This window comes from Actinoplanes sp. NPDC049681, from assembly GCF_044465265.1.
GTDB lineage: Bacteria > Actinomycetota > Actinomycetes > Mycobacteriales > Micromonosporaceae > Actinoplanes.
The window spans coordinates 671738-696440 of sequence record NZ_JBITLP010000006.1; the positions used below are offsets into that span (position 1 = coordinate 671738).

The following is a 24703-nucleotide window of genomic DNA, read 5'->3' on the forward strand; positions in this document are numbered from 1 at the left end:
ACCGGTAAGTGAACGACTTTGTGTCGCACGCCCATGAGAGGGTCTGCACCATGCTGATCCCCGCGCGTTTCCACGGGCCACCCACCTCCGGCAACGGCGGCTGGTCCGCCGGTGCCTTCGCCGTCGCCTCGGGCGCGGGCACCGACGGGCGGCCGTTCCAGGTGACCCTGCGGGTGCCGCCTCCGCTGGAGACGCCGCTGACCGTGGCGGACGGCAAGGTGGTGGATCCGACCGGCACGCTCGTGGCCGAGGTCGAGCCGGACGCCGACGCCGGTCCGGGAGTGCCGCCCGCCGACCCGGCCGGCGCCGGCCCCTATCCCGGGCACACCGAGCACCCCTTCCCCACCTGCTACGTCTGCGGCCCCGACAATCCCGACGGCCTGCGGATCTTCCCCGGCCCCCTGCCCGACGGCCGGCTGGCCGCGACCTGGGAGGTTCCCGGCGACGTCACGGTGGAGACCATGTGGGCCGCGCTCGACTGCCCGGGCGGCTGGTCCGCCCTCCAGACCGGCCGCGTCTACCTGCTCGGCCGGATCGCGGTGGCGGTCGACGCGCTCGCGACTCCGGGCGACCGCTGCGTGGTCGTCGGCGCGCCGGTCAGCTCCGAGGGACGCAAGGCCGTGGTGGATTCCACGGTGTACGCGCCGAACGGCACGCCGCTCGCACGCGCACGGGCCACCTGGGTGGCGCTGAACCGGTAGGTTGATCCATCAGCCGACGGGGAGGAGCGAGCGTTGACCGCCGGGACCGGGGAGATCGCCGTCTCCCACCTCACGAAGCACTACAAGAAGCTGCGTGCTGTCGACGACCTTTCCTTCACCGTGCGCCCCGGCCGGGTGACCGGATTCCTCGGGCCCAACGGTGCCGGCAAGACGACCACGCTGCGCATGCTGCTCGGCCTGGTCACCCCCACCGCCGGCACGGCGACGATCGCCGGCCACAAGTACACGGAGCTGACCGACCCGATCCGCACGGTCGGTGCCGTGCTGGAGGCGTCGAGCGCGCACCGCGGCCGCACCGGGCGCAACCACCTGCGGATGATCTGCCGCGCCGCCGGGCTGCCCGACGGCCGGGCCGACGAGGCGCTCGCGCTCGTGGGGCTGACGCCGGCGGCATCGCGCAAGTTCAAGGGCTACTCGCTGGGCATGAAGCAGCGGCTGGGTATCGCCGCCGCCATGCTCGGCGATCCCCGGGTGCTGGTCCTCGACGAGCCGGCCAACGGCCTCGACCCGGAGGGCATCCGCTGGATGCGCGACCTGCTCAAGGGGCTCGCCGCCGAGGGACGCACGGTGCTGGTCTCCAGCCACCTGCTCGGCGAGATGCAGCAGCTGGCCGACGACGTGGTGATCGTGGCGGCGGGCCGACTGGTCCGGCAGGGCCCGGTCGACGACGTGCTCGGCGCGATGGGCGCGGCGTCCGTGCGGGTGCGCACCCCGCAGCCGGAGCAGCTGATCGCCGCGCTGGCCGCGCTGAACGCCACTGCGACCCCGCAAGCGGACGGATCGCTGCTGGTCAGCGGGGCTGAACCGGCGGCGATCGGGCACGCCGCCTTCACCGCTTCGGTGGAGCTGCACGAGCTGGCCGGCGAACGCGGCGATCTCGAACAGGTCTTCCTGCAGCTGACGGCCGGAAAGGCGGGCATCCGATGAACCTCGTCCGGGCCGAACTCTTCAAGATCCGCACCACCTCGCTGTGGTGGATCATGGGTCTGATCCTCGTGCCGCTGTACGCGGCCAGCGTGCTGCTCAACTGGGCGACCGCCAGTGCGGGGGCGCCGGCGGCCGACTCCGGGACGCCCGACACCCAGCAGGCGCAGATCGAGGCCGCCCTCAAACCGATCAACGTGGCGACCAACCTCTACACGAGCGGCCAGTTCATGGGCGTGCTGATCGTTCTGCTGCTCTGCGCCATCATTGTGACCAGCGAGTTCTTCCATCTGACCGCGACCACCACGTTCCTGGTGACGCCGCGGCGGGAGGCGGTCATCCTGGCCAAGTTCGGCGCCGCGGTCATCGTCGGCCTGGCGGTCTGGGCGGTGACCACGCTGCTGAATCTGGTCTTCGTCCCGCTCATCCTCAGCTCCCTCGACTTCGGCAGTCAGCTGGGTGAGCCGGCGGTGTGGCGGGCGATCGCGCTCAACGGGCTGGCGTTCGTGCTCTGGGCCGTCCTCGGTGTCGGCGCGGGCGTGCTGATCCGCAGCCAGATCGCGGCGACGCTGACGCTCGCCATCCTCTACACGGTCGGCACGTCGGCGGTCGGACTGATCTTCTTCCTGCTCACCGAGAACGTCGCCCGATGGTTCGAGAACCTTCAGGTCCTGATCCCGACGACCGCCTCGCAGCTGATGATCTCCGGCACCGAACTGCCCGGTAACCCGCCGCGCTGGGTGGGTGCGCTGGTGCTCATCGGCTACGCATTGGTGGCGGGCACCCTCGGGACCTTGATCACCAAGAAAAGGGACATCACCTGACGTTTCCCCCGGTGACACAGGTCTCTTGAGCCTCACCCGTTAGGCACAGTCCGGACGTGCGCATGGCTACGCCGATCCCACGGCGTAGCCTGGACGCCGAAATCCTTCGTCCTCGGTGACGAACGTCGCGTGCTGACAACATGGTGAAAGAGGCGAACACGGAAGTGTCGACCCAGCAGACTTCGCATGAGAATCCACTCGCGGACTTCGGTCCCAACGAGTGGATCGTCGACGAGATGTACCAGCGCTACCTGGCCGACCCCACCAGCGTCGACCCCGCCTGGCACGACTTCTTCGCCGACTACAAGCCGGCCACGGCCACGGGCTCGATCGTCACGCCCGACGAGGCAACGGCCGCCAACGCGAAGGCCACGGCCGAGAAGGCCGGCACCGATGCTCCCGCCGCCTCGACCGTCGCCCCGGTCAAGCCCACCGTCCCGGCCACCGCTCCGGCTGCCAAGCCGGCCGCCGCACCGGCGCCCGCCGCGCAGAAGGCCGCCCCGGCGCCCGCGAAGGCCGCCGCCAACGGCAGCGCCCCGGCCGGCGCGAAGGTCACCACGCTGCGCGGCGTGGCCGCCCGCATCGTGCAGAACATGGACGCCTCCTTGGAGGTGCCGACCGCCACCTCGGTGCGCGCCGTCCCGGCCAAGCTGCTGGTCGACAACCGCATCGTGATCAACAACCACCTGGCCCGGGGCCGCGGCGGCAAGGTCAGCTTCACCCACCTCATCGGCTGGGCGCTGGTCCGCTCCGTCATGGCGAACCCGGAGATGAACAACTCCTTCGCCGAGATCGACGGCAAGCCCGCCATGGTGCAGCCCGAGCACATCAACCTCGGCATCGCCATCGACCTCGCCAAGAAGGACGGCTCCCGCTCGCTCGTGGTGCCCTCCATCAAGAACTGCGAGCAGATGGACTTCCGGCAGTTCTGGCAGGCGTACGAGGACGTGGTCCGGCGCGCCCGGCGCAACGAGCTGACCATGGACGACTACGCCGGCACCACCATCTCGCTCACCAACCCGGGCGGCATCGGCACGGTGCACTCGATCCCGCGCCTGATGAGCGGCCAGAGCGCCATCATCGGCGTCGGCGCGATGGAGTACCCCGCGCCGTATTCCGGCATGTCCGACGAGATGCTCACCGACCACGGCGTCAGCAAGGTCACCACGCTGACCAGCACCTACGACCACCGGGTCATCCAGGGTGCGCAGTCCGGCGAGTTCCTCAAGGCGATGCACGAGTTCCTGCTCGGCGAGCACTCGTTCTACGACGACATCTTCACCTCGCTGCGGATCCCGTACGAGCCCGTGCGGTGGGTGCGCGACGTCGCCCGTACCTCCGAGGGCCAGATCGACAAGGCCGCGCGGGTCGTCGAGCTCATCCACGCGTACCGGGTCCGCGGTCACCTGATGGCCGACACCGACCCGCTGGAGTTCAAGATCCGCCGGCACCCGGACCTGGACGTGCTGCAGCACGGCCTGACCCTGTGGGACCTGGACCGGACCTTCCCGGTCGGCGGCTTCGCCGGCAAGCAGAAGATGAAGCTGCGCGACGTGCTGGGCGTGCTGCGCGACACCTACTGCCGCCGGGTCGGCATCGAGTACATGCACATCCAGGGCCCCGAGGAGCGGCGCTGGATCCAGGACCGGATCGAGATCAAGTACACCAAGCCGGACCCGGACGAGCAGAAGCACGTGCTCAACCGGCTCAACGCCGCCGAGGCGTTCGAGACCTTCCTGCAGACCAAGTACGTCGGCCAGAAGCGTTTCTCCCTCGAGGGCGGCGAGTCGCTGATCCCGCTGCTCGACGCCGTCCTGCAGTCCTCGGCCGAGGCCGGGCTCGACGAGATGGTCATCGGCATGGCCCACCGCGGCCGCCTCAACGTGCTCGCGAACATCGTCGGCAAGCCGTACGAGAAGATCTTCAACGAGTTCGAGGGCCAGATGGACCCGAAGTCGGCGCACGGCTCGGGCGACGTGAAGTACCACCTCGGCCAGACGGGCAAGTACACGACGCCCGACGGCGAGAATTCCACGACCGTCAGCGTGGTGGCCAACCCGTCCCACCTGGAGGCCGTCGACCCGGTGCTCGAGGGCATCGTGCGCGCCAAGCAGGACCGCCTCGACCTGGGCCTGCACGGCTATACGGTGCTTCCGGTGCTGGTCCACGGCGACGCCGCGTTCGCCGGCCAGGGTGTGGTCGCCGAGACGCTCAACCTGTCGCAGCTGCGCGGCTACCGCACCGGCGGCACCGTCCACGTGGTGGTCAACAACCAGGTCGGCTTCACCACCGCCCCGGAGTACAGCCGCTCGTCGCTCTACTCCACCGACGTGGCGCGCATGATCCAGGCGCCGATCTTCCACGTGAACGGCGACGACCCCGAGGCCGTCGTACGGGTGGCCAAGCTCGCCTTCGAATACCGCCAGACGTTCAACAAGGACGTCGTCATCGACCTCGTCTGCTACCGCCGCCGCGGCCACAACGAGGGCGACGACCCGTCGATGACCAACCCGCGGATGTACCAGATCATCGACACCAAGCGCTCGGTCCGCAAGCTGTACACCGAGGAGCTGATCGGCCGCGGCGACATCACCGTGGACGACGCCCAGGAGCAGCTGCGCGACTACCAGACGCAGCTCGAGCAGGTCTTCAAGGCCACCCGGGACACCGCCGGCTCGCCCCCGCGAGTGCGCCCCGCGCTCGCCGAGGAGCCGGAGCCCACGACCGAGACCGCGGTCGACGCGGCGGTGGTCAAGTCGGTCGGGCAGGCGCACGTCGACCTGCCGGAGGGCTTCACGCCGCACAAGCGCGTCCAGCAGCTGCTCGAGCGGCGCGCCAAGATGTCCACCGAGGGTGGCATCGACTGGGGCTTCGGCGAGCTGATCGCGTTCGGCTCGCTGCTCTCCCAGGGCGTGACCGTCCGCCTCGCCGGCCAGGACTCGCGCCGCGGCACCTTCACCTCGCGGCACGCCTCCATCGTCGACGCCAAGACCGGCGACGACTTCCTGCCGCTGTCCACGCTGGCCACCGGCAACGCCCGCTTCTTCGTGCACGACTCGCTGCTCAGCGAGTACGCGGCGATGGGCTTCGAGTACGGCTACTCGGTGGAGAACCCGGACGCGCTGGTCCTGTGGGAGGCCCAGTTCGGCGACTTCGTCAACGGCGCGCAGTCGATCGTCGACGAGTTCATCTCCTCCGGCGAGGTGAAGTGGGGCCAGCAGTCGTCGCTGGTGCTGCTGCTCCCGCACGGCCAGGAGGGCCAGGGCCCGGACCACTCGTCCGGCCGGCCGGAACGGTTCCTGCAGCTCTGCGCCCAGGACAACATGCGGGTCGCCAACCCGACCACCCCGGCCAACTACTTCCACCTGCTGCGCCGCCAGGCCCTGTCCAGCAAGCGCAAGCCGCTGGTCGTCTTCTCGCCCAAGTCCCTGCTGCGCCACAAGCTCGCGGTGTCGTCGGTCGCCGACTTCACCAACGGCACGTTCCAGCCGGTCCTGGGCGACGCGGGCATCAACGGCAAGCCGTTGGAGGCCTCGGCCGTCAAGCGGGTGCTGCTCTGCTCGGGCAAGGTCTACTACGACCTCTTCCAGGCCCGCGCCGAGCGCGGCAGCACGGACACGGCGATCATCCGGATGGAGCAGATCTACCCGCTGCCCGTCGAGGAGCTCAAGGCCGTGCTCAACCAGTTCCCGAACGCGGAGGACTTCGCGTGGGTCCAGGAGGAGCCGGCCAACCAGGGCGCCTGGTCGTTCGTCGCGCTGAACCTGCTGGAGCACCTGGAAGGCGTACGGCTGCGGCGCATCTCCCGCCCGGCCGCGGCCGCACCGGCGGTCGGCTCGGCGAAGATGCACGAGGCCGAGCAGTCGGCCCTGATCGAGGCGGCGCTCCCGCGCCCCTGATCCAGCCCTGATGAGCAGCGCCCCGTCGTCCGCGGCGGGGCGCTGCTGCATAGGATTCGCAGCATGTACTTCACCGATCGAGGCATCGAAGAGCTGGTCGAGCGGCGCGGCGAGGAGACCGTGACGCTGGAGTGGGTGGCCGAGCAGCTGCGCACGTTCGTGGACGTCAACCCGGAGTTCGAGACCCCGATCGAGCGCTTCGCGACCTGGCTGGCCCGCGACGACGAGGACGATGAGGAGTAGCGCGCGTCCCATCAGGCGCGTGGAACTCGCTCCGGGCGTCGTCATCGACCGGAGCGCGTGGTGGGCCCGGATCCCGGCCGTGGCGGCACTGCTCGACCACGGCCTGAACATCCCGGCCGGGGTGACGTTCCTCGTCGGCGAGAACGGGTCCGGCAAGTCGACGATCATCGAGGCCCTCGCCACCACCCACGGCCTCAACCCGGAGGGCGGCTCGCGCGACGCCCGGCACAGCAGCCGGGTCACCGAGTCACCGCTGGGTGAGGCGCTGAAGGTGATCCGGACACCGGGGCGGCGTGCGAACGCGTATTTCCTGCGCGCCGAGACGATGCACGGGCTTTACACGTACCTGGAGAACCTGCCGGGATCCCCGGACGGCGACCTGCACGACCGCAGCCACGGCGAGGGCTTCCTGGAACTGCTCGCGCGCAAGTTCCGCGGCTACGGCTTCTACCTGATGGACGAGCCCGAGGCACCCCTGTCCTTCACCTCGACGCTCGGGCTGCTCGCCCGGCTCGACGCGCTGCGCGCGGACGGCGCCCAGGTCGTCGTCGCGACCCACTCTCCGGTGCTCACCGCCCTGCCGGGCGCGACGATCCTCGAGCTGGACGCGCACGGCATCCGGCGTACGAGCTGGTCCGACCTCGAGATCGTCGCGCACTGGCGGCGGTTCCTGGACGGCCCGGAGGCCTATCTGCGGTTGTCCACAGGGTCGGGCGACGCCCCGGCACGATGATGGCCGGGCCGGTAGGTTGAGACTGTGGCAAGCAGCGTCTACGTCGCCGGTCTGGGTCCCGGTGTCGGCAAGGGAACCGTCGCCCTCGGGCTGGTCGAGCTCCTGTCCCGGCAGGTCGCCCGCATCGGCGTCTTCCGGCCGCTGGTGCCCGGCCCCGGCAAGGATCCGCTGCTGACCCTGCTGGCCAGCCGTTACCCTCTCGCAGCCGGACATGACGACTCCTACGGCGTCACGATGGCCGAGGCCGCCACGCTGGTGGCCGACGGCCGGCGCGAGGAGCTCATCTCCCGCATCGTCGAGCGCTACCGAGCCGTCGAGCGGCGATGCGGATCGGTCGTCGTGGTGGGCAGCGACTTCTCCGACGGGCTGGACGACAGCCACGACGAGCTCCCCCGCGAGCTGGCCTTCAACGCCCGCCTCGCCACCGAGTTCGGCAGCGTGGTGGTGCCGGTCGTCAGCGGGCAGGGGCGGCGGACCGATCTGGGGGCCGCGGTGCGCTCGGCGTACCACTCGCTCGTCGATCTCCAAGCGACCGTGCTGGCCGTGATCGCCAACCGGGTGCCCGACGGTGTTCCCACGCCCGACGGCCTGCCCGTGCCGGTGTGGACGATCCCCGAGGTGCCGGCCGTCGCCGCGCCGACCGTCGCGGAGGTGGCCGCCGCGCTCGACGCGACCGTGGTGACCGGCGGCGACGCCGCGCTGGACCGCGACGTGCTCGACTACGTCGTCGGGGCCGCGCACGTGCCGGCGGTGCTCGACCACCTCACCGACGGGGCGCTGGTCATCACCCCCGGCGACCGCGCCGACCTGCTCGTCGCCGCGAGCGCCGCACACGCCGCCGGCAACGTCACCCTGGCCGGCCTGGTCCTGACCATCGGCGAGTTCCCCGACCCGCGCGCCGTGCGGGTGATCGAGCGGCTCAACACCGGGCTCGCGATGCTGGTCGTGCAGACCGACAGCTACACCACGGTCAGCGCGGCGGGCCGCATCCAGGCGCGCCTCAGCGCCGGCACGCCGCGCAAGGTCGAGGCGGCGCTCGGCGCGTTCGAGGAGCACGTCGACACCGCGGAGCTCACCCGGCTGCTCGACGTCACGCGTTCCAGCCGCGTCACCCCGCTGATGTTCGAGAACGACCTCATCGAACGGGCCCGCGGCGACCGGCGCCACCTCGTGCTCCCCGAGGGCACCGACGAACGCATCCTGCGCGCCACCGAGACCCTGCTGCGGCGCGGCGTCGCCGACCTCACCCTGCTGGGCGACCCGGCCGAGATCACCCGGCGGGCCCGCGAGGTGGGCGTGGACGTCGGTGCCGCCCGGCTGGTCGACCCGGCGACGAGCGGCTGGCGCGACGGCTTCGCCGAACGCTACGCGGAGCTGCGCAAACACAAGGCCGTCACGCTCGACCTGGCATACGACGTGGTCCGCGACGTCAACTACTTCGGCACGATGATGGTCGCCTCCGGCCTTGCCGACGGCATGGTCTCCGGCGCCAACCACACCACGGCCGCCACCATCCGGCCCGCCTTCGAAATCATCAAGACCGTCCCCGAGGTCTCGGTCGCGTCCAGCGTCTTCTTCATGCTGCTGGCCGACCGCGTCCTCGTGTACGGCGACTGCGCCGTCAACCCGGACCCCGACGCCGCCCAGCTCGCGGACATCGCCCTCTCGTCCGCCCAGACGGCCGCGGCCTTCGGCATCGAGCCCCGGGTGGCGATGCTGTCCTATTCGACGGGCAGCTCGGGCGCGGGCGCCGACGTCGAAAAGGTCGCGGCGGCCACCGCCCTCGTCCGGGAACGCCGCCCCGACCTGCCCGTGGAAGGCCCCATCCAGTACGACGCGGCGATCGACCCCGCCGTGGCGGCCACGAAGCTCCCGGACAGCGAGGTGGCGGGCAAGGCCACGGTCTTCGTCTTCCCCGACCTGAACACGGGCAACAACACGTACAAGGCGGTCCAGCGCTCGGCCAACGCGGTCGCGGTGGGCCCGGTCATGCAAGGCCTCCGCCGCCCGGTCAACGACCTCTCCCGCGGCGCGACGGTGAAGGACATCGTGAACACAGTGGCCATCACGGCGATCCAGGCAGGGTCATGAAGATCCTGGTGCTGAACTGCGGATCGTCCTCGGTCAAATACCGCCTGTTCGCTTCACCGGGTCGCGCGGCGGGCTCCCCGCCGGAGACGTCGGCCAAGGGGCTCATCGAGCGGATCGGCGAGCCCGGCGGCGAGGCGGCCGACCACGCCGCCGCGCTCCAGCAGGTGATGGAGACGGTCGATCTGTCCGGCCTCGGCGCGGTCGGCCACCGGGTGGTGCACGGCGGCAGCCTCTTCAGCGCCGCCACCGTCATCGACGACAAGGTCGTCACGGCGATCGAGGGCCTGGTGCCGCTCGCGCCCCTGCACAACCCCCCGGCGCTGAGCGGCATCGCCGTCGCACGCAAGCTGCTGCCCGAGGTTCCGCAGGTCGCCGTCTTCGACACGGCGTTCCACCAGAGCATCGCGCCGGACGGCGTCACCTATGCCATCGATGCGGACCTGGCGGCCCGGTGGCAGGTCCGGCGCTACGGATTCCACGGTACGTCCCACGCGTACGTCGCACGCCGCACGGCGGAGCTACTAGGTCTGCCGCTGGACGACGCCAAGGTGATCACGCTGCACCTCGGCAACGGCGCCAGCGCCTGCGCGGTCCACGGCGGCCGCAGCGTCGCGACGTCGATGGGCCTGTCGCCCCTGTCCGGCCTCGTGATGGGCACCCGCAGCGGCGACATCGACCCCACGGTGATCTTCCACCTGCACCGGGTCGCCGGCCTGCCCATCGAAGAGATCGAACGCTCCCTCACCCGCGGCGGCGGTCTCCAAGGCCTGGCCGGCGCCAACGACATGCGAGAAATCCAACGCCGCCGCACCGACGGCGAGCCCGCGGCGACCCTGGCGTTCGACGTCTACTGCCGACGCCTCCGCGAATACGTGGGCTCGTACCTGGCCCTCCTGGGCGGCGCCGACGCGATCACCTTCACGGCCGGCGTGGGCGAGAATTCCGCCGAGGTCCGCGCCGCGTCCCTGAGCGGCTTGTCCGCCCTGGGCATCGAGGTCGACCCGGCGCGCAACGAGCACGGCGACCGCATCATCTCCCCGGACGGAGCCCGGGTGAAGGTCTGCGTGGTGCCCACGGACGAGGAAGCCGAGATCGCCGAGCAGGCTCGGAAGGCTGTGGAAACCTGACCCGCCGACCCGTTCGCCCGGCGCACGAGCCGCGCAGACCTCCGCGTGCCCGCCCGGTGGCGGCTCGGGCGGCACTGGTCGGTCGCCGGCGGATAAAAGTGATCGACCTGGTGGCGGTCATGGCCGCAGCGCATGCATGCGACCGCGAACCGACGCCAGGTCAGCCGACGGCAAGCCAGGCGATGATCGCGATGAGGACGACCGCGACCACCACCCCGCCGATGATCAGCGGAGTCTTGGAAGCCGCAGCGGGCTCCTCCGGCGTTTTCTGGGTGAAGGCACGAAACGCCTCGGTGTTGCCGCTCGGGTCGACGCTGTTGTCAGACATGCGGACGACCATAGCGAAGCCCTCCACCTCGTATCCAGGCCCACTCGGCCGCTACCAGGGCATTCGCGGTGCCGTCAGGAGATTCACCCGTCCGTGGGAGTGTCCGGATGGGTAAAATCGCCTGTTTGCCACCATCCCCGACGACCTAGCCTGACGCAGTGAACCCAGACGATCAGCTACGCGTGATCGCCGAAATCGTCGGCGTCTGCGACCAAGCCGGGATGGCGGTCTGGCTCCGAGGCGGCTGGGCGATGGACTTCTTCCTCGGCGAGGTGACCCGACCGCATCGCGACGTCGACTTGTTCTGCGCGGCCCGGGACGCCGATCGGCTGGTCACCTTGCTGCATGCCCGGGGCTACCGTGATGATCCCGGGCCGTACGCCGACCCGCCTCGACCCGAGCTGCACGAGACCGCGATATCGACGCACGTACCCGATCCGCACCAGCCCGCTGGCTCTCCGCTCGCGCCGCAACCACCTGGGGGCGCGCCGTCGGTGGCCGTACCTGTGGACGGAGCCGGCGGTCGACGGCCCGCACCCGAGCAGCAGCGAGATCTCGTCAGCCCGGACGGGGTGGACGTCGGCATCGCGCTGTTCGCCCGCGACCGAGACGGCTGCCCGACGGTCGCCGGCGGCCCGTACGCGGGAGAGCGCTGGCCGCCCGATCTCCTGGACGGACCGCTCGCCTGCATCGAGGGCGTGCGTTGCCGGATCGTCAGCCCCCGCGCACAGATCGAGATCAAGCGCATGATGCCGGTGTGGGTGCCCGGATTGCCCCGCCGCACCAAGGACGCCGCAGACATCGCCCGCCTGCAAGCGGCTCTGGACAAGGGCGCCCCGCACGCCTGACACCGCCCGGCCGCGCTTCGTCCGACGATCACCGGACGATGGTTACCGGGCGCGGGCACAATGGGCGGGTGGGACGCCGGGCCGCCGCGCTGTTGATCGCTGCCGTGACGGTTTCCGGCATGCTCACCTCGTGCTCGTCCTCGCCCTCGACGTCCTCGTCCGGGCCGGCGGGCGTCCGCAGTACGCCCGCTACGCCGGCTGCTTCCCCGCCGCCGTCCGTAGCCGCGCGGCCGAGTGCGACCGGTGATGCCGGTACCAGCAGCGGCGGCCCGGTCGGCAAGGCGCCGGGTCGGACGTTCGCGGTCGCCGTACGCAAGATGAAGCTCAGCCGGGGCCCGGACCGGCCGCTGCCGACCACGATCTGGTACCCCGCGAGCGGCGACGGCCCGTTCCCGGTCATCGTCTTCAGTCACGGGCTGACCAGCCAGCCCAGCGACTACGCCACGCTCCTCACCTACTGGGTCCGCGCCGGTTTCGTGGTCGCCGGCGCCGCCTACCCGCATACGTCCTACGGGATCTCCGACTTCAACGTGCTGGACCTCGTCAACCAGCCCGCCGATGCCTCGTACGTCCTCACCAAGGTCCTCGCACTCGACCGCAAGAAAGGCGATCCCCTGGAGAACCGGCTGGATGAGCACCACGTGGCCGCAGCCGGGCATTCGGGCGGCGGTATCACGACACTCGGCATGCTCTCCGGCAACCGCGACAACCGCCTCGCGGCCGCGGTGGTGCTCGCCGGGCGGCAGCTGCTGCCTTCGCCGTTCTCCGGGCCGAAGACTTCGGTTCTGTTCGTGCACGGCAAGCTCGACCGGACCGTGAGGTACGCCGACGGGCTCGCCGCCTTCGAGGCCGTGCCATGGCCCAAGGCGATGCTGACGTTGCCGCAGGGCGGACACGTGACACCGCGAAGCGGCAAAGAGTTCTCACTGGTGGCCGCGGCGACGACGGACTTCTGGCGGTGGGCTCTGTACGACGACGCGGCCGCCCGGAAGCGGCTAGCCGGCACCAAGAACCTGATCGACCGCCTCTGAAGCCGCTGATGCCGGTCGTGCGATTGCTCGGCTAGATCGGCTAGACCGGAGCGGCGGAGCGGCAAGCCCATCCAGGGCGGCCCGGCCGGCCGGTGTGGAGCTCCCCGCCGGCCGCCATGCACCTCGACGCCAGCCGCCGCGAAGCTCCTCACCAGCCGCCGTGAAGCTCTACGCCGGGCGCGGCGCCACGCGTCGGCGCCTCCACCCCCGATGCCCGCTCTCCGTCAGTGCAGGTGGTCGATAGCGACCTTCCCGAACACCTCCCCCGAGTTCAGCCTCGCAAAAGCATCCGCCACCGCCGAGAAGCCGTACGTCGAGTCGATGACCGGCCGGATGTCCTTGGTCACGCACAGCTCGAGCAGCGCGGCGAGTTCCGGACCCGTGCCCATCGTGCTGCCCAGGATCTCCAGCTGCATGGCGAAGACGCGGCGGAGGTCGACCTTCGGGAACGGGCCTCCGGTCGCCCCGCACACGACGATGCGGGCGCCCGGGGCTGCGCATTTCAGGGAGTGCTCGAACGTGGGGGCGCCGACCGACTCGATGACCACTTCCACACGTTCCGGGAGGCGAGCACCCGGTTCCACCGCCGTAGCGCCCAGTTCGGCGATCTTCTCCCGCTTGGCGGCGTCTCTGCTGGTCGCGTACACCCGTTTGCCCAGGGCTGCGGCCAGCATGACCGCGGCGGTCGCGACGCCGCCGCCGGCTCCCTGGACCAGCACCGCTTCGGCCTCGGCGACGCGGCCGCGCGCGGTGAGCATGTGGTACGCCGTCAGCCAGGCCGTCGGCAGGCACGCCGCGTCGAGGAAGGAGATCCCGGCCGGCTTGGGCACCAGGTTCTCGGCCGGTACGGCCACGCGCTCGGCCAGCGTGCCCGGCCACCGCTCGGAGAGCAGCGAGTAGCCGCGCGGATCCTGCGGGTCTTCGACGACCGGATAGACGACGACCTCGTTGCCCTGCGCATCGACTCCGGACGCGTCGCAGCCGAGGATCATCGGGAGCCGGTCGGCCGGCAGGCCCACTCCCCGCAGGGACCAGATCTCGTGGTGGTTGAGGGAGCTGGCTCGGATGTCGACCGTGACCCAGCCCTCGGGCGGCGAGGGCTCGGGCAGGTCGCCGACGGTGAGGGCGGCGAGGGGTTCGTCAGGCTTCGTGGCACTGGCGTAGGCGGCGCGCATGCCAGGAACGCTAGTCACCGGTACGGGAGCTCGCCACCCACCACGCTCCCCGCTGTGGATAACCGGCTGGGGCGCCGGTTGTGGACGTGCGGACGCAGGCCACAGCGCGGATATCCCGGGCGAGCTGACCCGATGTGGATAACGGCAGCCACCCAGCCCAGACGCGCAAGAATCGGTCGGCAAGCCGAAGCCCAGGCACGCAGCGAACCGGCGGCCGGCCCCGAAGGACCGGCCGCCGCGCGAAGGACGAGCGCGGAGGCCTCAAGAACGAGCCGGAACAGTAGGCCCGGCGCCCGCGCAAAAAGGACGAGCGCGGAGGCCTCAGGAACGAGCCGGAACCGTAGGCCCGGCCCCGCGCGAAAGACGAACGAGGAGGCGTCAGGAATGAGCCGGAACAGTAGGCCCCGTGAGGGTCGCCGCGGGCGACGGCCGGACCGGGGCCGACGACGCCGGGACGGGCGACGGCTCAGCAGATCTCAACCGCGCGACCCCGTCACGTTCCGCGGCTCGGGCGACCGCCGCCGCCACGGCAGGAGCGACCCGGGGGTCCAGCGCCGACGGCACGATCTGGTCGGGGCGGAGGTCGTCGGCGATGACCTCGGCGATCGCCTCGGCCGCGGCCACCTTCATCCGTTCCGTGATGCGGGTCGCCCGGGCGTCGAGGGCTCCGCGGAAGATGCCCGGGAACGCCAGCACGTTGTTGATCTGGTTGGGGAAGTCGCTGCGGCCGGTCGCCACGATCGAGGCGTACTTGTGGGCGATCGTCGGCGGGACCTCGGGCGTCGGGTTGGCCAGCGCGAAGATGATTCCTCCGGGCGCCATCCCGGCCACCGCGGCCTCGGGGATGTGCCCGCCGGACACGCCGATGAGGACGTCAGCGCCGATCAGCGCCTCCTTGATGCCTCCCGTGCGCCCGGAGTAGTTGGTTCCGTGCGCCAGGGCCTCCTTCACGCCGCTGAGGCCGGGCCGGTCGGCGTGGATGATGCCCTTCGAGTCGCAGACGATCATGTTGGCGCCCTCGATGCCCGCGGCGATCAGCGTGTCCGTGATGGCCACGCCGGCCGCTCCCGCGCCGCTGACGACGACGCGCAGGTCGGCGAAGCGGCGGCCGAGCAGGGTGACCGCGTTGCGCAGCGCGGCGAGCACGACGATGGCGGTGCCGTGCTGGTCGTCGTGGAAGACGGGGATGTCGAGGGCGTCGTCCAGACGCCGTTCGATCTCGAAGCAGCGGGGTGCGCTGATGTCCTCGAGGTTGATGCCGCCGAAGGACGGGCCCAGGGCCTTGACCACGGCGATGATGCCCTCGATGTCCTGCGTGTCGAGGCAGATCGGCACGGCGTCGACGCCCCCGAACTGCTTGAACAGGATCGCCTTGCCCTCCATGACCGGCATGGCGGCCTTCGGGCCGATGTTGCCCAGGCCGAGGACCGCGGAGCCGTCGGTGACCACCGCGACGGTGTTGCCGGTCCACGTGTAGTCGTGGTGCAGGTCCTCGTCGGCCGCGATCGCCTCGCAGACGCGCGCCACGCCGGGGGTGTAGGCGAGCGACAGGTCGTCACGGCTGGACAGCGGAACAGTGGCGGAGACGGCCATCTTGCCCCGCTTGTGCAGGTCGAAGACGGGGTCGGCGGCCAAGGCGGGATCGATCTCAAAGCTGAAGAAAGACACGAGGACTCCAGACAACGCATCGGAACGTCGGTGTGCCAGCCGGTCCTGATGCGCGAGTCTGCGCGAACCGACGTGCGATGCGGGGGTCACCCGGTAAAGCAACCGCAAGACTTCGGTGTGCTGCGGTTACTGGACATTAACTTAGCCCACCCGGTCGAGGCCAGTAGCGAAACATCACACGTCCGATGACATCCGCCACCCCGTACGCTCGCGAGTCGTCCGTGACGAAGTCGTTGTCCCCGCGTAGCCACCAGCCCTGGTCCTGGGCACGGACGGCGCGTTTCACGACCAGCAGGTCGGGCCGGGAACGGAAGCGGGCGACCACGACGTCACCCTCGCGGATCCGCCGCGTCCGCCGCACGATCAGGGCGTCTCCCGAGCGCAGGGTGGGTGCCATGGAAGGCCCCTGCACCAGTACGGCGAAGAGCGGCAGTTGCAACCTCATGGCATCAATCCCGCGTCGAGTATGCGTTGACGTGTAAGGGGTAGTGTCAGACCGGATCATCGCAAAACTCATGGAGGGGTCCCGATGCGACTTCCGCGTATCTTCACGCCGCGCACTGTCGTCAGCGCGCACTGCGACCTGCCCTGTGGGGTGTACGACCCCGCTCAGGCTCGCATCGAGGCGGAGTCGGTGAAGGCCATCGCCGAGAAGTACCAGGCGAACACCGACCCCGAGTTCCGCACGCGCGCCATCATGATCAAGGAGCAGCGGGCCGACCTGGTCAAGCACCACCTGTGGGTGCTGTGGACCGACTACTTCAAGGCTCCGCACTTCGAGAAGTACCCGAACCTGAACCAGCTGTTCAACGAGGCCACCAAGCTCGCCGGCGCCTCCGGGGCCAAGGGCTCCATGGACCCCGCGGTGGGCGAGCAGCTGCTGGCGAAGATCGAGGAGATCTCGAAGATCTTCTGGGAGACCAAGCAGGCGTGAGCGACACCAGGGGGCGGCTCGTCCGCGAGCCGGCTCCACGGATACGGCCGGCGCGTCCCTCGGACGTGCCGGCCGTCGTCGCCATGGTGCATGAGCTGGCCGAGTTCGAACGTGAGCCGCAGTCGTGCGTGCTCACCGAGGACCGGCTGACGGAGGCGCTCTTCGGGGACCGGCCCGCTCTGTTCGGGCATGTGGCCGTCGACGAGAACGACGCTCCTTACGGCATGGCCCTGTGGTTCCTCAACTTCTCCACCTGGGAGGGGGTCCACGGGATCTACCTCGAGGACCTGTACGTCCGCCCGGGGCACCGTGGCACCGGAGCGGGCGCCGCGTTGCTGGCCGAGCTCGCCCGGATCTGCGTCGAACGGGGGTACCGGCGCCTCGAGTGGGTGATGCTGGACTGGAATCCCGCGGCCGACTTCTACGCCGCGATCGGGGCCACCGTCACCGAAAACTGGCTCCCCTACCGGCTGACCGGTGCCGCCCTGGGCCGACTCGCCGAGCGGGCCTCCCCCGTCAAGCGCTAGAGTCTCGACCATCGGGAGGATGGGGTCGGTGACTCAGCTTCAGACAACGCATTCGGAGCCGGCGTTCGGTGACGACGTCGTGCTGCTCACCGTGCCCGCCGACGGCGGCTATCTCGGAGTGCTGCGCACGGCGACAGCCGGCCTCGCGGCCCGCCTGCATTTCGCGCTCGATGAGATCGAGGACCTGCGCATCGCGGTCGACGAGGCCTGCGCCATGCTGCTCGCGATCGCGACCCGCGGCGCCGACCTCGAATGCCGCTTCGCGGTGACCGATGACGCGCTGACCGTCGAGGTGACGGTCGCGACGGTGCGAGGGGCCCGGCTCCCGTCCGAGTCGTCGTTCGCGTGGAAGGTGCTGACCGCGCTGACCACGTCCGCCTCCGCGGAAGCGACCGGCCGGCACGCGACAATCCGGCTGCTCACCCGCCGCACCGAGAACTAAACCGCGAACCAGACCGACGAAAACCGCCGGCCCGAAGCCAACCACCGGCCCGAAGCCAACCACCGGCCCGAAGCCAACCACCGGCCCGAAGCCAACCACCGGCCCGAAGCCAACCACCGGCCCGAAGCCAACCGCCGGCCCGAAGCCAACCGCCGGCCCGAAGCCAACCGCCGGCCCGAAGCCAACCGCCGGCCCGAAGCCAACCGCCGGCCCGAAGCGAATCACCAGGCCGAAGCGAACCCCCAGGACGAAGCCAACCGCCGGCCCGCAACGAAGCGCCGCCAGGACAGCGCAGCCCCTCAGCGCGCCATCGCCTCGGTGATGTAATCCAGATGACGCCGGCCGACCTCCATAGCCGCCGCCGCATCCCGGTCCCGCACGCAGGCCAGCAGATCCCGATGATCCGCATCGATCCGCGTCCAGTACCCGTCCGGCAGCGCCTCCACGACCTCTTCCCCGTACGTCACGTGATACAGCGGCCGGGTCACCAGCTCGAACAGCGGATTGCACGTCGCCGACACCACCGCCGCGTGGAACGCGGCGTGCGCGGCCAGCATCGTGTCGAGTTCGTCGAAGTCCGGGTCGAACATCGCGCCGCGCATCTCGACCAGGTGGGCGTCGGTGCGGCGCTGGGCGGCCAGGCCCGCGGCCGGGATCTCCACCGCTCGGCGCAGCTCCAGCAGGTCGACCAGGCCGACCTCGGCCGAGTTGGTGAGCAGGGTGAGGCCGGTGGAGAGCGCCTCGGAGAGTTGCTCGGCGTCCGGGTGGGCGACGAAGCTGCCGCCCGTCACGCCACGGGTGGTGACGATCAGGTGCTGGCTGGCGAGCAGGCGCAGGGCTTCGCGTACGGTGCTGCGGCTCACGCCGGACCGTACGCAGAGCTCGGGCTCCGGTGGCAGGCGCTCGCCGGGCTGCAGCCGCCCGGACGTGATCTCCTCGCGCAGTTCGTCCGCCAGTAGCTGGTATGCCGGCGGGCGCACCGTCGATCCGGTCACTCGCTCACCCCCTTGTGATCCGCCCCACTCAGCGTAGGCCTTTCGGCGCTGGTGGGAAGGGCTATGACATCAGTCGAGCCCCAGCGCGGCCGTCGTGGCTGGGAGCAGGCAGAGCACCGCGACGCCGACCCCCAGCAGCATCAACGCCGCGCCCGCCCACACCGGGCCGGTCTGCAGCAGGAATCCCCCGGTAGCGATGACGAAGAGCTGGACGACGATCGCCGGACCGCGGGCCCGGGCCGAGCGTCGCGCCAGCCCGCGGGCGACGAGGAAGACCGCGCCGGCGCCCAGGGCGGGCGGCACGGTGAGCGAGACGGCCACCGCGATGCTGCCGGGTTCTGCCGTCAGATCGAGGACGATCAGGTACGCCGTGAGCACGGCCAGCCCCGCGAACTCGGCGAAGAGCAGGCGTACCGCCCATACCAGCGTTTCGGGAGATCGCACATCCGGAGGGGTCACCGCTGTACGATACCGGCCTGCCCGGCGCGGGTCCGGGAGGTACAGTGCCGCCCATGCGAGCGCTACTGGTGGTTAACCCCAAGGCCACCACGACGAGTGAACGCAGCCGGGACGTGCTGGTCCGGGCGCTGCGGAGCCAGGTCGAGCTGTCGGTGGAGTACACCCTCAAGCGCGGCCACGCGACCGCGCTGGCCCGCAAGGCGGCCGAGAACGGCGTCGACGTGGTGGTGACCCTCGGCGGTGACGGCACGATCAACGAGGCCGTCAACGGGCTGATGACCGCCGATCCCGGCCTGACGTCCTCCGGTACGTCCCCGGCCTACCGGCTGCCGGCGCTCGCGGTGGTGCCGGGTGGGTCCACGAACGTCTTCGCCCGGGCGCTGGGTCTGCCGCGCGACTGGGTCGAGGGCACCGGTGTGATCCTGGACGGCCTCCGCTCGGGACGGCACCGGGTCATCGGCCTCGGGCGCGCCGACGACCGCTACTTCACCTTCACCGCCGGACTCGGTCTGGACGCGGCGGTGACCCGGCGGGTGGAACAGGCGCGACTGCGCGGCCGTACGTCCACTCCGGCCCTTTATGTGCGCTCGCTCATCAGTCAGGTGCTGTCCGGTGAGGATCGCAAGGCGCCGCCGTTGTCGATCGAGCGCCCGGGCGAGGAACCGGAAACCGGACTGGGGACCGTCATCATTCAGAACACCGCCCCGTGGACCTATGTCGGGGACCGTGCGATCAACCCCAACCCGCAGGCATCGTTCGACCGGGGACTTGACGTCCTGGCCCTTCGTAGCCTAGGAGTGGCGAGCACAACACGCACAGTTACCCAAATTACGGCACGGCGTGGCGATCCCCACGGTCGCAACGTGCTCCGCATGCACGATCAGGCCGAGTTCACCGTCATCGCGGCCCGGCCTCAAGCCTTCCAACTGGACGGGGACTACCTGGGAGAGCGCCAGAAGGTGCACTTCCTGTCCGTTCCCGAGGCGCTGCGTGTGATCTGCTGAGGATCGGGTAGCCGGGGTCGGAGCACCCCTCACGATCCGTTACAGAAACAACGGGCAAAAGGTCGGCAACGCGGCGGGTACCGTACTACATTGATGGGAGCGTTCATGAGCCGGCACCGGGGGAAGCCTCGGAACCGGACAAAAGGGTCGTGAGCTAGCTCACCCGCCCGGAGATTTTCCGAGCGCTACCCTTGACATCGCGGGAGTTCGTGAAAGCATTCACAAGCGATAAGAAGTAACCGGATGCCGCTCGCCCGCGTTCCTAATCCAGAAGGCGCGAAACGGCCTCCTGCACAAAGCTTGCTCACGCACTGGTGATCGTACGAACGCTGTCCGTCGGTCGTCACGGCGTATGCAGATAAAAGTAAGTCAGTAAGTCCGCACCATTTTCTCTACCCCATCCGAAACAAGGAGTGTTGCCGCCATGGACTGGCGCCACGATGCGATCTGCCGCGACGAGGACCCGGAGCTGTTCTTCCCGATCGGGACGTCCGGCCCCGCGCTCCTGCAGGTCGAGCAGGCCAAGGCCGTGTGCCGCCGGTGCCCCGTGACCGAGTCGTGCCTGCAGTGGGCCCTCGAGTCGGGTCAGGACGCCGGCGTATGGGGCGGTATGAGCGAGGACGAACGGCGTGCCGTGAAGCGTCGCGGCGGCCTTCGGGTCGGAGCTCCCACCGCCTGAACAATCCCTCACAGCATTCGCGCCCCGGGCCCATGACGGTGCCGGGGCGTCGTGCTGTCCGGGGTCATCCAAAGTCCCCGACCGATTACGCCAAGCGATCCCGAACAAGGGTCGGAAAGAGATCAACGGAACTTCGCGAAATGATCTCGAAATCATCGCAATCGTTGACACCATTAGTCTCCGCCCGCTCACTCTCCGATGTGGACGAGCTTTTGGGCATCGCACCCGATTCCCGCTCCCGCAACCCGGCGCCGCGGTGATCATCGACACCACGCACTGTCACGCGCGTCATAGCCGGCCCTGATCCGCCGGAAACGACGCGAACGAAAGCTCGAGCCATGGCGCGACTCCGAGAATGCATCAGGCAGCACCCCGCCCGTGACCCCAGTCACTACGCCCCGGCACGCGCACCGCCATTCGCGCGGCCCGGACTGGCGCGCACCGGCGGTCGTGACATGCGGCTGGGTGCCCGGCCGGCGGTCAGGCAGCGCGCAAAGCCGGTTTGGAGGCGATGGCATCGGCCACCCGCTCCCCGACCAACTCCGCCACCTCGGCACGGTCGGTCAGCGGCTCGGCCACCCCATCGACCCCCGCCTCCCGGGCAGAGGCCACCGCGGCGTCCCACAGCAGCCCCGGAGCAAGGAAATACGACGCCAGGCCGACCCGTTCATGCCCCGCAGCCCGGAGCTCCCGAACGGCGTCGCCCGCCAGCGGAGGCGCGGCCGAGGCGTACGCCACCCGGCACGGCACCCCGAGACGAGCCCCGAGCGCCGCGGCGGCCAGCTGCACGGTCTCCCGAGCGGCGGCATTGCGGGTGCCGGCGGCAGCGAGCACCAGCGCATCGCAGGAGGCCCCGGACAACCGGCTCACCAGTCCGTCGAGCAGCAGACCCGGAACCTCGCCTTCGACCGGCCCCAGCACGTCCGACAGCGACACGTCCAGCCGTACGCCCTCGGCCCGCGCCGCGGTGATCTCGCCGGGCACGTCGACCCTGCCGTGATAGGCGCAGGTGAGCAGCAACGGCACCATCACCGCGCGCCGATGCCCGGCCGCCTCCAACGAGGCGAGGACCTGACGCGGCCGCGGCACGCTGTGGTCGAGGTACGACGCCCGCACGTCCCACTCCGGATACCGGGCGCGCACGGCCTGGGCCAGCGCCTCGGTGGCCCGCCCGGCACGCGGATCCCGGCTGCCGTGCGCGACCAGGACGACCCCTAGACGTGCAGGCCGCATTCGGTCTTCTCGAACATCGCCCAGCGACCCGCGCGCGGGTCCTCCCCCGCCTTGGTACGCCGGGTGCACGGCCAGCATCCGATGGACCCGTACCCCTTCTTGAAGAGCTCGTTGACCGGCACGTTCCAACGGGAGACGTACCGGTCGACGTCGGCCTGGGTCCACGCCGCGATCGGGTTGACCTTGACCTTGCCCTTCTTGGCGTCGAACGCCACCACCGGGGTGTTGGCGCGCGTCGGGGACTCGTCGCGGCGCAGGCCGGTGGCCCACGAGTCGTAGTCGGCCAGGGCGCGCTCCAGCGGCTCGACCTTGCGCAGGAAGCAGCACTCGTCGGGGTTGCGGGCGAAGAGCCGGGGCCCGAACTCGCCGTCCTGCTGGCCGACCGTCATCCGCGGCCGGATCGAGCGCACGTTGACGTTCATGGTCCTGGCGACGATGTCGCGCACCTTCAGCGTCTCCGGGAAGTGCAGGCCCGTGTCGAGGAAGACGACGTCGACGCCCGGCGCGACGCGCGAGAACAGATGCGCCACCACCGCGTCGGCCATCGAGCTGGTCACGCAGAACCGGTCGCCGAAGGTCGAGGCGGCCCAGCGGGCGATCTCCTCGGCCGGCGCGTCGGCCAGCAGTGCGGCACCGTCGGCGGCCAGCGCCGACAGCTCCGCGGGAGACCGGCGGGAAGGATCGGCCGGGGCGGCCGGGGACCCCAGGGTCACCAGGCCGAGGCCGGCGGCGGTCACGACAGTCATCGGTTCACTCCCTTGGAAAGCAGCCCGTTGAACTTGACCGTGAAGACTCGGGCACAGGAGTGGCACTCCCACGCCCCGTGCGAGGCCTCGTTCGGGTAGAGGTCCTCTTCGCCGCAGTAGGGGCAGTACAGCGGGGTGGATCGGGCGTCACTCATTTGAGCAACTCCTCGTCGGCCCGGACGACCCAGTCGGCGAACGCCTCGCCGTCGGTGCGCCCCTCCAGGTAGCGACGAGCGACTCTCTCGACGTACTCGGGAAGCTCTTCGGCGGTCGCCTTGAGACCGCGCAGCTTGCGGCCGAAGCCGGCCGTCTGGCCCTTCGCCATGCCGAGCCCACCGCCGAGGTGGATCTGGAAGCCCTCGACCTGCTCGCCGTGGGCGTTCATGACCAGCTGCCCCTTGAGCCCGATGTCGGCGACCTGGGTGCGGGCGCAGGCGTTCGGGCAGCCGTTGAGATGGATCGAGATGTCGGCGTCGAAGTCCTTGAGCCGGTCCTCGAGGCGGGCCACCAGCTCCTCGCCGCGCGCCTTGGTCTCGACGATCGCGAGCTTGCAGTACTCGATGCCGGTGCAGGCCATGGTGCCGCGCCGCCAGGCGGAAGGCCGGGCCTCCAGCCCGATCGCGCGCAGGCCCCGGATCATCGGTTCCACCTGGTCGTCCGCGATATCAAGGACCAGAAGCTTCTGGTACGGGGTGAGGCGCACCCGGTCTGATCCGTGCGCCGCCACCAGGTCGGCCAGCCGGCTGAGCTGCGTGCCCGAAGAACGCCCGACGACCGGGGCGGCGCCGATGTAGTTGAGCCCGTCGACCTGCTTGTAGACGCCGATGTGGTCGATCGGCTTCTCCGGCAGCACCGGCGGCGGCCCGTCGATCAGGGCGCGGCCCAGGTATTCCTTCTCGAGGATCTCGCGGAACTTCGCCACGCCCCAGTCGGCGAGGAGGAACTTGAGCCGGGCGCGGTTGCGCAGGCGCCGGTAGCCGTAGTCGCGGAAGATCCCGACGACGCCCTCCCAGACGTCCGGGATCTCCTCGAGCGGGACCCAGACGCCCAGCCGCTCGGCGAGCCGCGGGTTGGTGGAGAGCCCGCCGCCGACCCACAGGTCGAAGCCCGGCCCGTGCTGCGGGTGCACGACGCCGAGCATCGCGATGTCGTTGACCTCGTGCGGGGTGTCGGCCAGCCACGAGATCGACGTCTTGAACTTGCGCGGCAGGTTGGAGTAGCGGGGGTCGCCGATGTACCGCTCGAGGATCGTGTCGATGGCCGGCGTGGGGTCGAGGACCTCGTCGACCGAGATGCCGGCGACCGGGCTGCCCAGCACGACGCGGGGGCAGTCGCCGCAGGCCTCGGTGGTCTGCAGGCCGACCGCCTCGAGGCGGCGCCAGATCTCCGGCATGTCCTCGATGCGGATCCAGTGCAGCTGGATGTTCTGCCGGTCGGTGATGTCGGCGGAGTCGCGGGCGAACTCGGTGGAGATCTCCGCGATGGTACGCAGCTGGGCGAGGTTGAGGCCGCCGCCGTCGATGCGGACGCGGAGCATGAAGTACTCGTCCTCGAGCTCGTGCGGCTCGAGCACGGCCGTACGGCCGCCGTCGATGCCCTGCCGGCGCTGGGTGTAGAGGCCCCACCAGCGGAAACGTCCCCGGAGGTCCTGCGGGTCGATGCCCGCGAAGCCGGTGTGGGCGTAGATGTTCTCGATCCGGGCGCGGACGTGGAGCGGGTTGTCGTCCTTCTTCATCCGCTCGTTGGGGTTCAGCGGCTCGCGGTGTCCGAGCGCCCACTGACCCTCGCCGCGCGCCTTGCGGGGGCGGGCGGTGGGGGCTGCGGGGGTGTTGCTGGGCGCCATGGCGGCGTTCCTCCGAAGAATCGTGGACACGCGGTGACGCTTACGGCAGGGCTCGCGACATCAGTGTCTGGAGGAAGCCGGCGCGTCGTGCGCGCCCGAGAAAATCAGTCGGGCGACGTCAGGAAGCCGGACACATCGCGCTGCGGACACGGCCGTAGTCGACGTGGCGGCGGGCCACGAAGCGGCGGTCAACTGCAGCGGTCATGCGGGTAAGCCTCTCACGGGCGG

General features: G+C 70.4%; 25 protein-coding genes. 15 read left to right on the forward strand and 10 right to left on the reverse strand.

Annotated elements, in window-relative coordinates; genetic code table 11:
- Window positions 1-50: 50 nt before the first annotated feature.
- The 8 genes from ACIBO8_RS24890 to ACIBO8_RS24925 all read left to right on the forward strand — a co-directional run bounded on the left by ACIBO8_RS24890 (window position 51) and on the right by ACIBO8_RS24925 (window position 10563).
- Complete coding sequence (locus ACIBO8_RS24890) at window positions 51-701, forward strand: PaaI family thioesterase (protein WP_396117666.1); 651 nt, start codon at window positions 51-53, stop codon at window positions 699-701.
- A gap of 33 nt (window positions 702-734) precedes the next feature.
- Window positions 735-1649: an ABC transporter ATP-binding protein gene (locus ACIBO8_RS24895; protein ID WP_396117667.1), complete on the forward strand. Its 915-nt coding sequence runs from the start codon at window positions 735-737 to the stop codon at window positions 1647-1649.
- Window positions 1646-2470, forward strand: coding sequence for an ABC transporter permease (locus ACIBO8_RS24900; RefSeq protein WP_396117668.1), 825 nt, complete (start codon window positions 1646-1648; stop codon window positions 2468-2470). The genes ACIBO8_RS24895 and ACIBO8_RS24900 overlap by 4 nt, the downstream gene beginning before the upstream one ends.
- A 164-nt stretch (window positions 2471-2634) precedes the next feature.
- Window positions 2635-6369 carry a multifunctional oxoglutarate decarboxylase/oxoglutarate dehydrogenase thiamine pyrophosphate-binding subunit/dihydrolipoyllysine-residue succinyltransferase subunit gene (locus ACIBO8_RS24905; protein WP_396117759.1) on the forward strand — a complete coding sequence of 1245 codons (3735 nt, stop codon included), beginning with the start codon at window positions 2635-2637 and terminating at the stop codon, window positions 6367-6369.
- A gap of 63 nt (window positions 6370-6432) precedes the next feature.
- Window positions 6433-6612 (forward strand): DUF6104 family protein, encoded by a 180-nt coding sequence (locus ACIBO8_RS24910; protein WP_071808697.1) that lies wholly within the window; start codon window positions 6433-6435, stop codon window positions 6610-6612.
- A 19-nt stretch (window positions 6613-6631) separates the two neighbouring features.
- Window positions 6632-7345 carry an AAA family ATPase gene (locus ACIBO8_RS24915; protein WP_396117669.1) on the forward strand — a complete coding sequence of 238 codons (714 nt, stop codon included), beginning with the start codon at window positions 6632-6634 and terminating at the stop codon, window positions 7343-7345.
- A 24-nt stretch (window positions 7346-7369) separates the two neighbouring features.
- On the forward strand, window positions 7370-9436 hold the full coding sequence (pta, locus tag ACIBO8_RS24920) for a phosphate acetyltransferase (protein WP_396117670.1): 2067 nt from the start codon (window positions 7370-7372) through the stop codon (window positions 9434-9436).
- Window positions 9433-10563, forward strand: a complete 1131-nt coding sequence (locus ACIBO8_RS24925; RefSeq protein ID WP_396117671.1) for an acetate/propionate family kinase — start codon at window positions 9433-9435, stop codon at window positions 10561-10563. Before pta ends, ACIBO8_RS24925 begins: the two co-directional genes overlap by 4 nt.
- 160 nt (window positions 10564-10723) lie before the next feature.
- Here ACIBO8_RS24925 and ACIBO8_RS24930 read toward each other — a convergent pair whose 3' ends face one another.
- Window positions 10724-10891, reverse strand: a complete 168-nt coding sequence (locus ACIBO8_RS24930; RefSeq protein ID WP_396117672.1) for a hypothetical protein — start codon at window positions 10889-10891, stop codon at window positions 10724-10726.
- A 158-nt stretch (window positions 10892-11049) separates the two neighbouring features.
- Here ACIBO8_RS24930 and ACIBO8_RS24935 point away from each other — a divergent pair, with 158 nt between their 5' ends.
- Both ACIBO8_RS24935 and ACIBO8_RS24940 read left to right on the forward strand, forming a co-directional pair.
- Window positions 11050-11739 carry a nucleotidyltransferase domain-containing protein gene (locus tag ACIBO8_RS24935; protein ID WP_396117673.1) on the forward strand — a complete coding sequence of 230 codons (690 nt, stop codon included), beginning with the start codon at window positions 11050-11052 and terminating at the stop codon, window positions 11737-11739.
- 317 nt (window positions 11740-12056) lie between these two features.
- Window positions 12057-12770 carry an alpha/beta hydrolase family protein gene (locus tag ACIBO8_RS24940; RefSeq protein WP_396117674.1) on the forward strand — a complete coding sequence of 238 codons (714 nt, stop codon included), beginning with the start codon at window positions 12057-12059 and terminating at the stop codon, window positions 12768-12770.
- A 224-nt stretch (window positions 12771-12994) separates the two neighbouring features.
- Here the strand turns inward: ACIBO8_RS24940 and ACIBO8_RS24945 are convergent, their stop codons facing one another.
- From ACIBO8_RS24945 to ACIBO8_RS24955, 3 genes are all read right to left on the reverse strand, one after another.
- Window positions 12995-13945 carry a zinc-binding dehydrogenase gene (locus ACIBO8_RS24945; RefSeq protein WP_396117675.1) on the reverse strand — a complete coding sequence of 317 codons (951 nt, stop codon included), beginning with the start codon at window positions 13943-13945 and terminating at the stop codon, window positions 12995-12997.
- 378 nt (window positions 13946-14323) lie between these two features.
- Window positions 14324-15613, reverse strand: a complete 1290-nt coding sequence (locus tag ACIBO8_RS24950) for an NADP-dependent malic enzyme (RefSeq protein ID WP_396117676.1) — start codon at window positions 15611-15613, stop codon at window positions 14324-14326.
- 136 nt (window positions 15614-15749) lie between these two features.
- Entirely contained in the window at window positions 15750-16058 is a 309-nt protein-coding gene (locus ACIBO8_RS24955) for a S26 family signal peptidase (protein WP_396117677.1), read from the reverse strand.
- A gap of 84 nt (window positions 16059-16142) precedes the next feature.
- Between ACIBO8_RS24955 and sodN the strand changes: the two genes are divergently transcribed.
- From sodN to ACIBO8_RS24970, 3 genes are all read left to right on the forward strand, one after another.
- Complete coding sequence (gene sodN / locus ACIBO8_RS24960; RefSeq protein WP_364711438.1) at window positions 16143-16547, forward strand: superoxide dismutase, Ni; 405 nt, start codon at window positions 16143-16145, stop codon at window positions 16545-16547.
- An 83-nt stretch (window positions 16548-16630) separates the two neighbouring features.
- Window positions 16631-17074 (forward strand): GNAT family N-acetyltransferase, encoded by a 444-nt coding sequence (locus tag ACIBO8_RS24965; RefSeq protein ID WP_396117760.1) that lies wholly within the window; start codon window positions 16631-16633, stop codon window positions 17072-17074.
- 28 nt (window positions 17075-17102) lie between these two features.
- Window positions 17103-17516 (forward strand): ATP-binding protein, encoded by a 414-nt coding sequence (locus ACIBO8_RS24970; RefSeq protein WP_364711433.1) that lies wholly within the window; start codon window positions 17103-17105, stop codon window positions 17514-17516.
- Window positions 17517-17815: 299 nt separating this feature from the next.
- On the opposite strand, the gene ACIBO8_RS24975 is transcribed toward ACIBO8_RS24970, so the two are convergent.
- Together ACIBO8_RS24975 and ACIBO8_RS24980 are read right to left on the reverse strand one after the other, a co-directional pair.
- Window positions 17816-18511 (reverse strand): FadR/GntR family transcriptional regulator, encoded by a 696-nt coding sequence (locus ACIBO8_RS24975; protein WP_396117678.1) that lies wholly within the window; start codon window positions 18509-18511, stop codon window positions 17816-17818.
- Between the two features lie 69 nt (window positions 18512-18580).
- Entirely contained in the window at window positions 18581-18970 is a 390-nt protein-coding gene (locus ACIBO8_RS24980; RefSeq protein ID WP_396117679.1) for a hypothetical protein, read from the reverse strand.
- Between the two features lie 53 nt (window positions 18971-19023).
- Between ACIBO8_RS24980 and ACIBO8_RS24985 the strand changes: the two genes are divergently transcribed.
- Both ACIBO8_RS24985 and ACIBO8_RS24990 read left to right on the forward strand, forming a co-directional pair.
- Window positions 19024-19974 carry a diacylglycerol/lipid kinase family protein gene (locus ACIBO8_RS24985; protein WP_396117680.1) on the forward strand — a complete coding sequence of 317 codons (951 nt, stop codon included), beginning with the start codon at window positions 19024-19026 and terminating at the stop codon, window positions 19972-19974.
- 424 nt (window positions 19975-20398) lie between these two features.
- Window positions 20399-20653, forward strand: coding sequence for a WhiB family transcriptional regulator (locus ACIBO8_RS24990; protein WP_043524653.1), 255 nt, complete (start codon window positions 20399-20401; stop codon window positions 20651-20653).
- A 480-nt stretch (window positions 20654-21133) separates the two neighbouring features.
- On the opposite strand, the gene ACIBO8_RS24995 is transcribed toward ACIBO8_RS24990, so the two are convergent.
- Genes ACIBO8_RS24995 through ACIBO8_RS25010 form a run of 4 tightly spaced genes read right to left on the reverse strand, consistent with a single transcriptional unit; the run spans window position 21134 to window position 24475 of the window.
- A complete protein-coding gene (locus ACIBO8_RS24995; RefSeq protein ID WP_396117681.1) occupies window positions 21134-21886 on the reverse strand; it encodes a sirohydrochlorin chelatase in 753 nt (250 codons plus the stop codon).
- On the reverse strand, window positions 21868-22632 hold the full coding sequence (locus ACIBO8_RS25000; protein ID WP_396117682.1) for a phosphoadenylyl-sulfate reductase: 765 nt from the start codon (window positions 22630-22632) through the stop codon (window positions 21868-21870). Before ACIBO8_RS25000 ends, ACIBO8_RS24995 begins: the two co-directional genes overlap by 19 nt.
- Complete coding sequence (locus ACIBO8_RS25005) at window positions 22629-22787, reverse strand: IS1 family transposase (RefSeq protein ID WP_198028930.1); 159 nt, start codon at window positions 22785-22787, stop codon at window positions 22629-22631. The genes ACIBO8_RS25000 and ACIBO8_RS25005 overlap by 4 nt, the downstream gene beginning before the upstream one ends.
- Window positions 22784-24475: a nitrite/sulfite reductase gene (locus tag ACIBO8_RS25010; RefSeq protein ID WP_396117683.1), complete on the reverse strand. Its 1692-nt coding sequence runs from the start codon at window positions 24473-24475 to the stop codon at window positions 22784-22786. The genes ACIBO8_RS25005 and ACIBO8_RS25010 overlap by 4 nt, the downstream gene beginning before the upstream one ends.
- Window positions 24476-24703 lie beyond the last annotated feature (228 nt).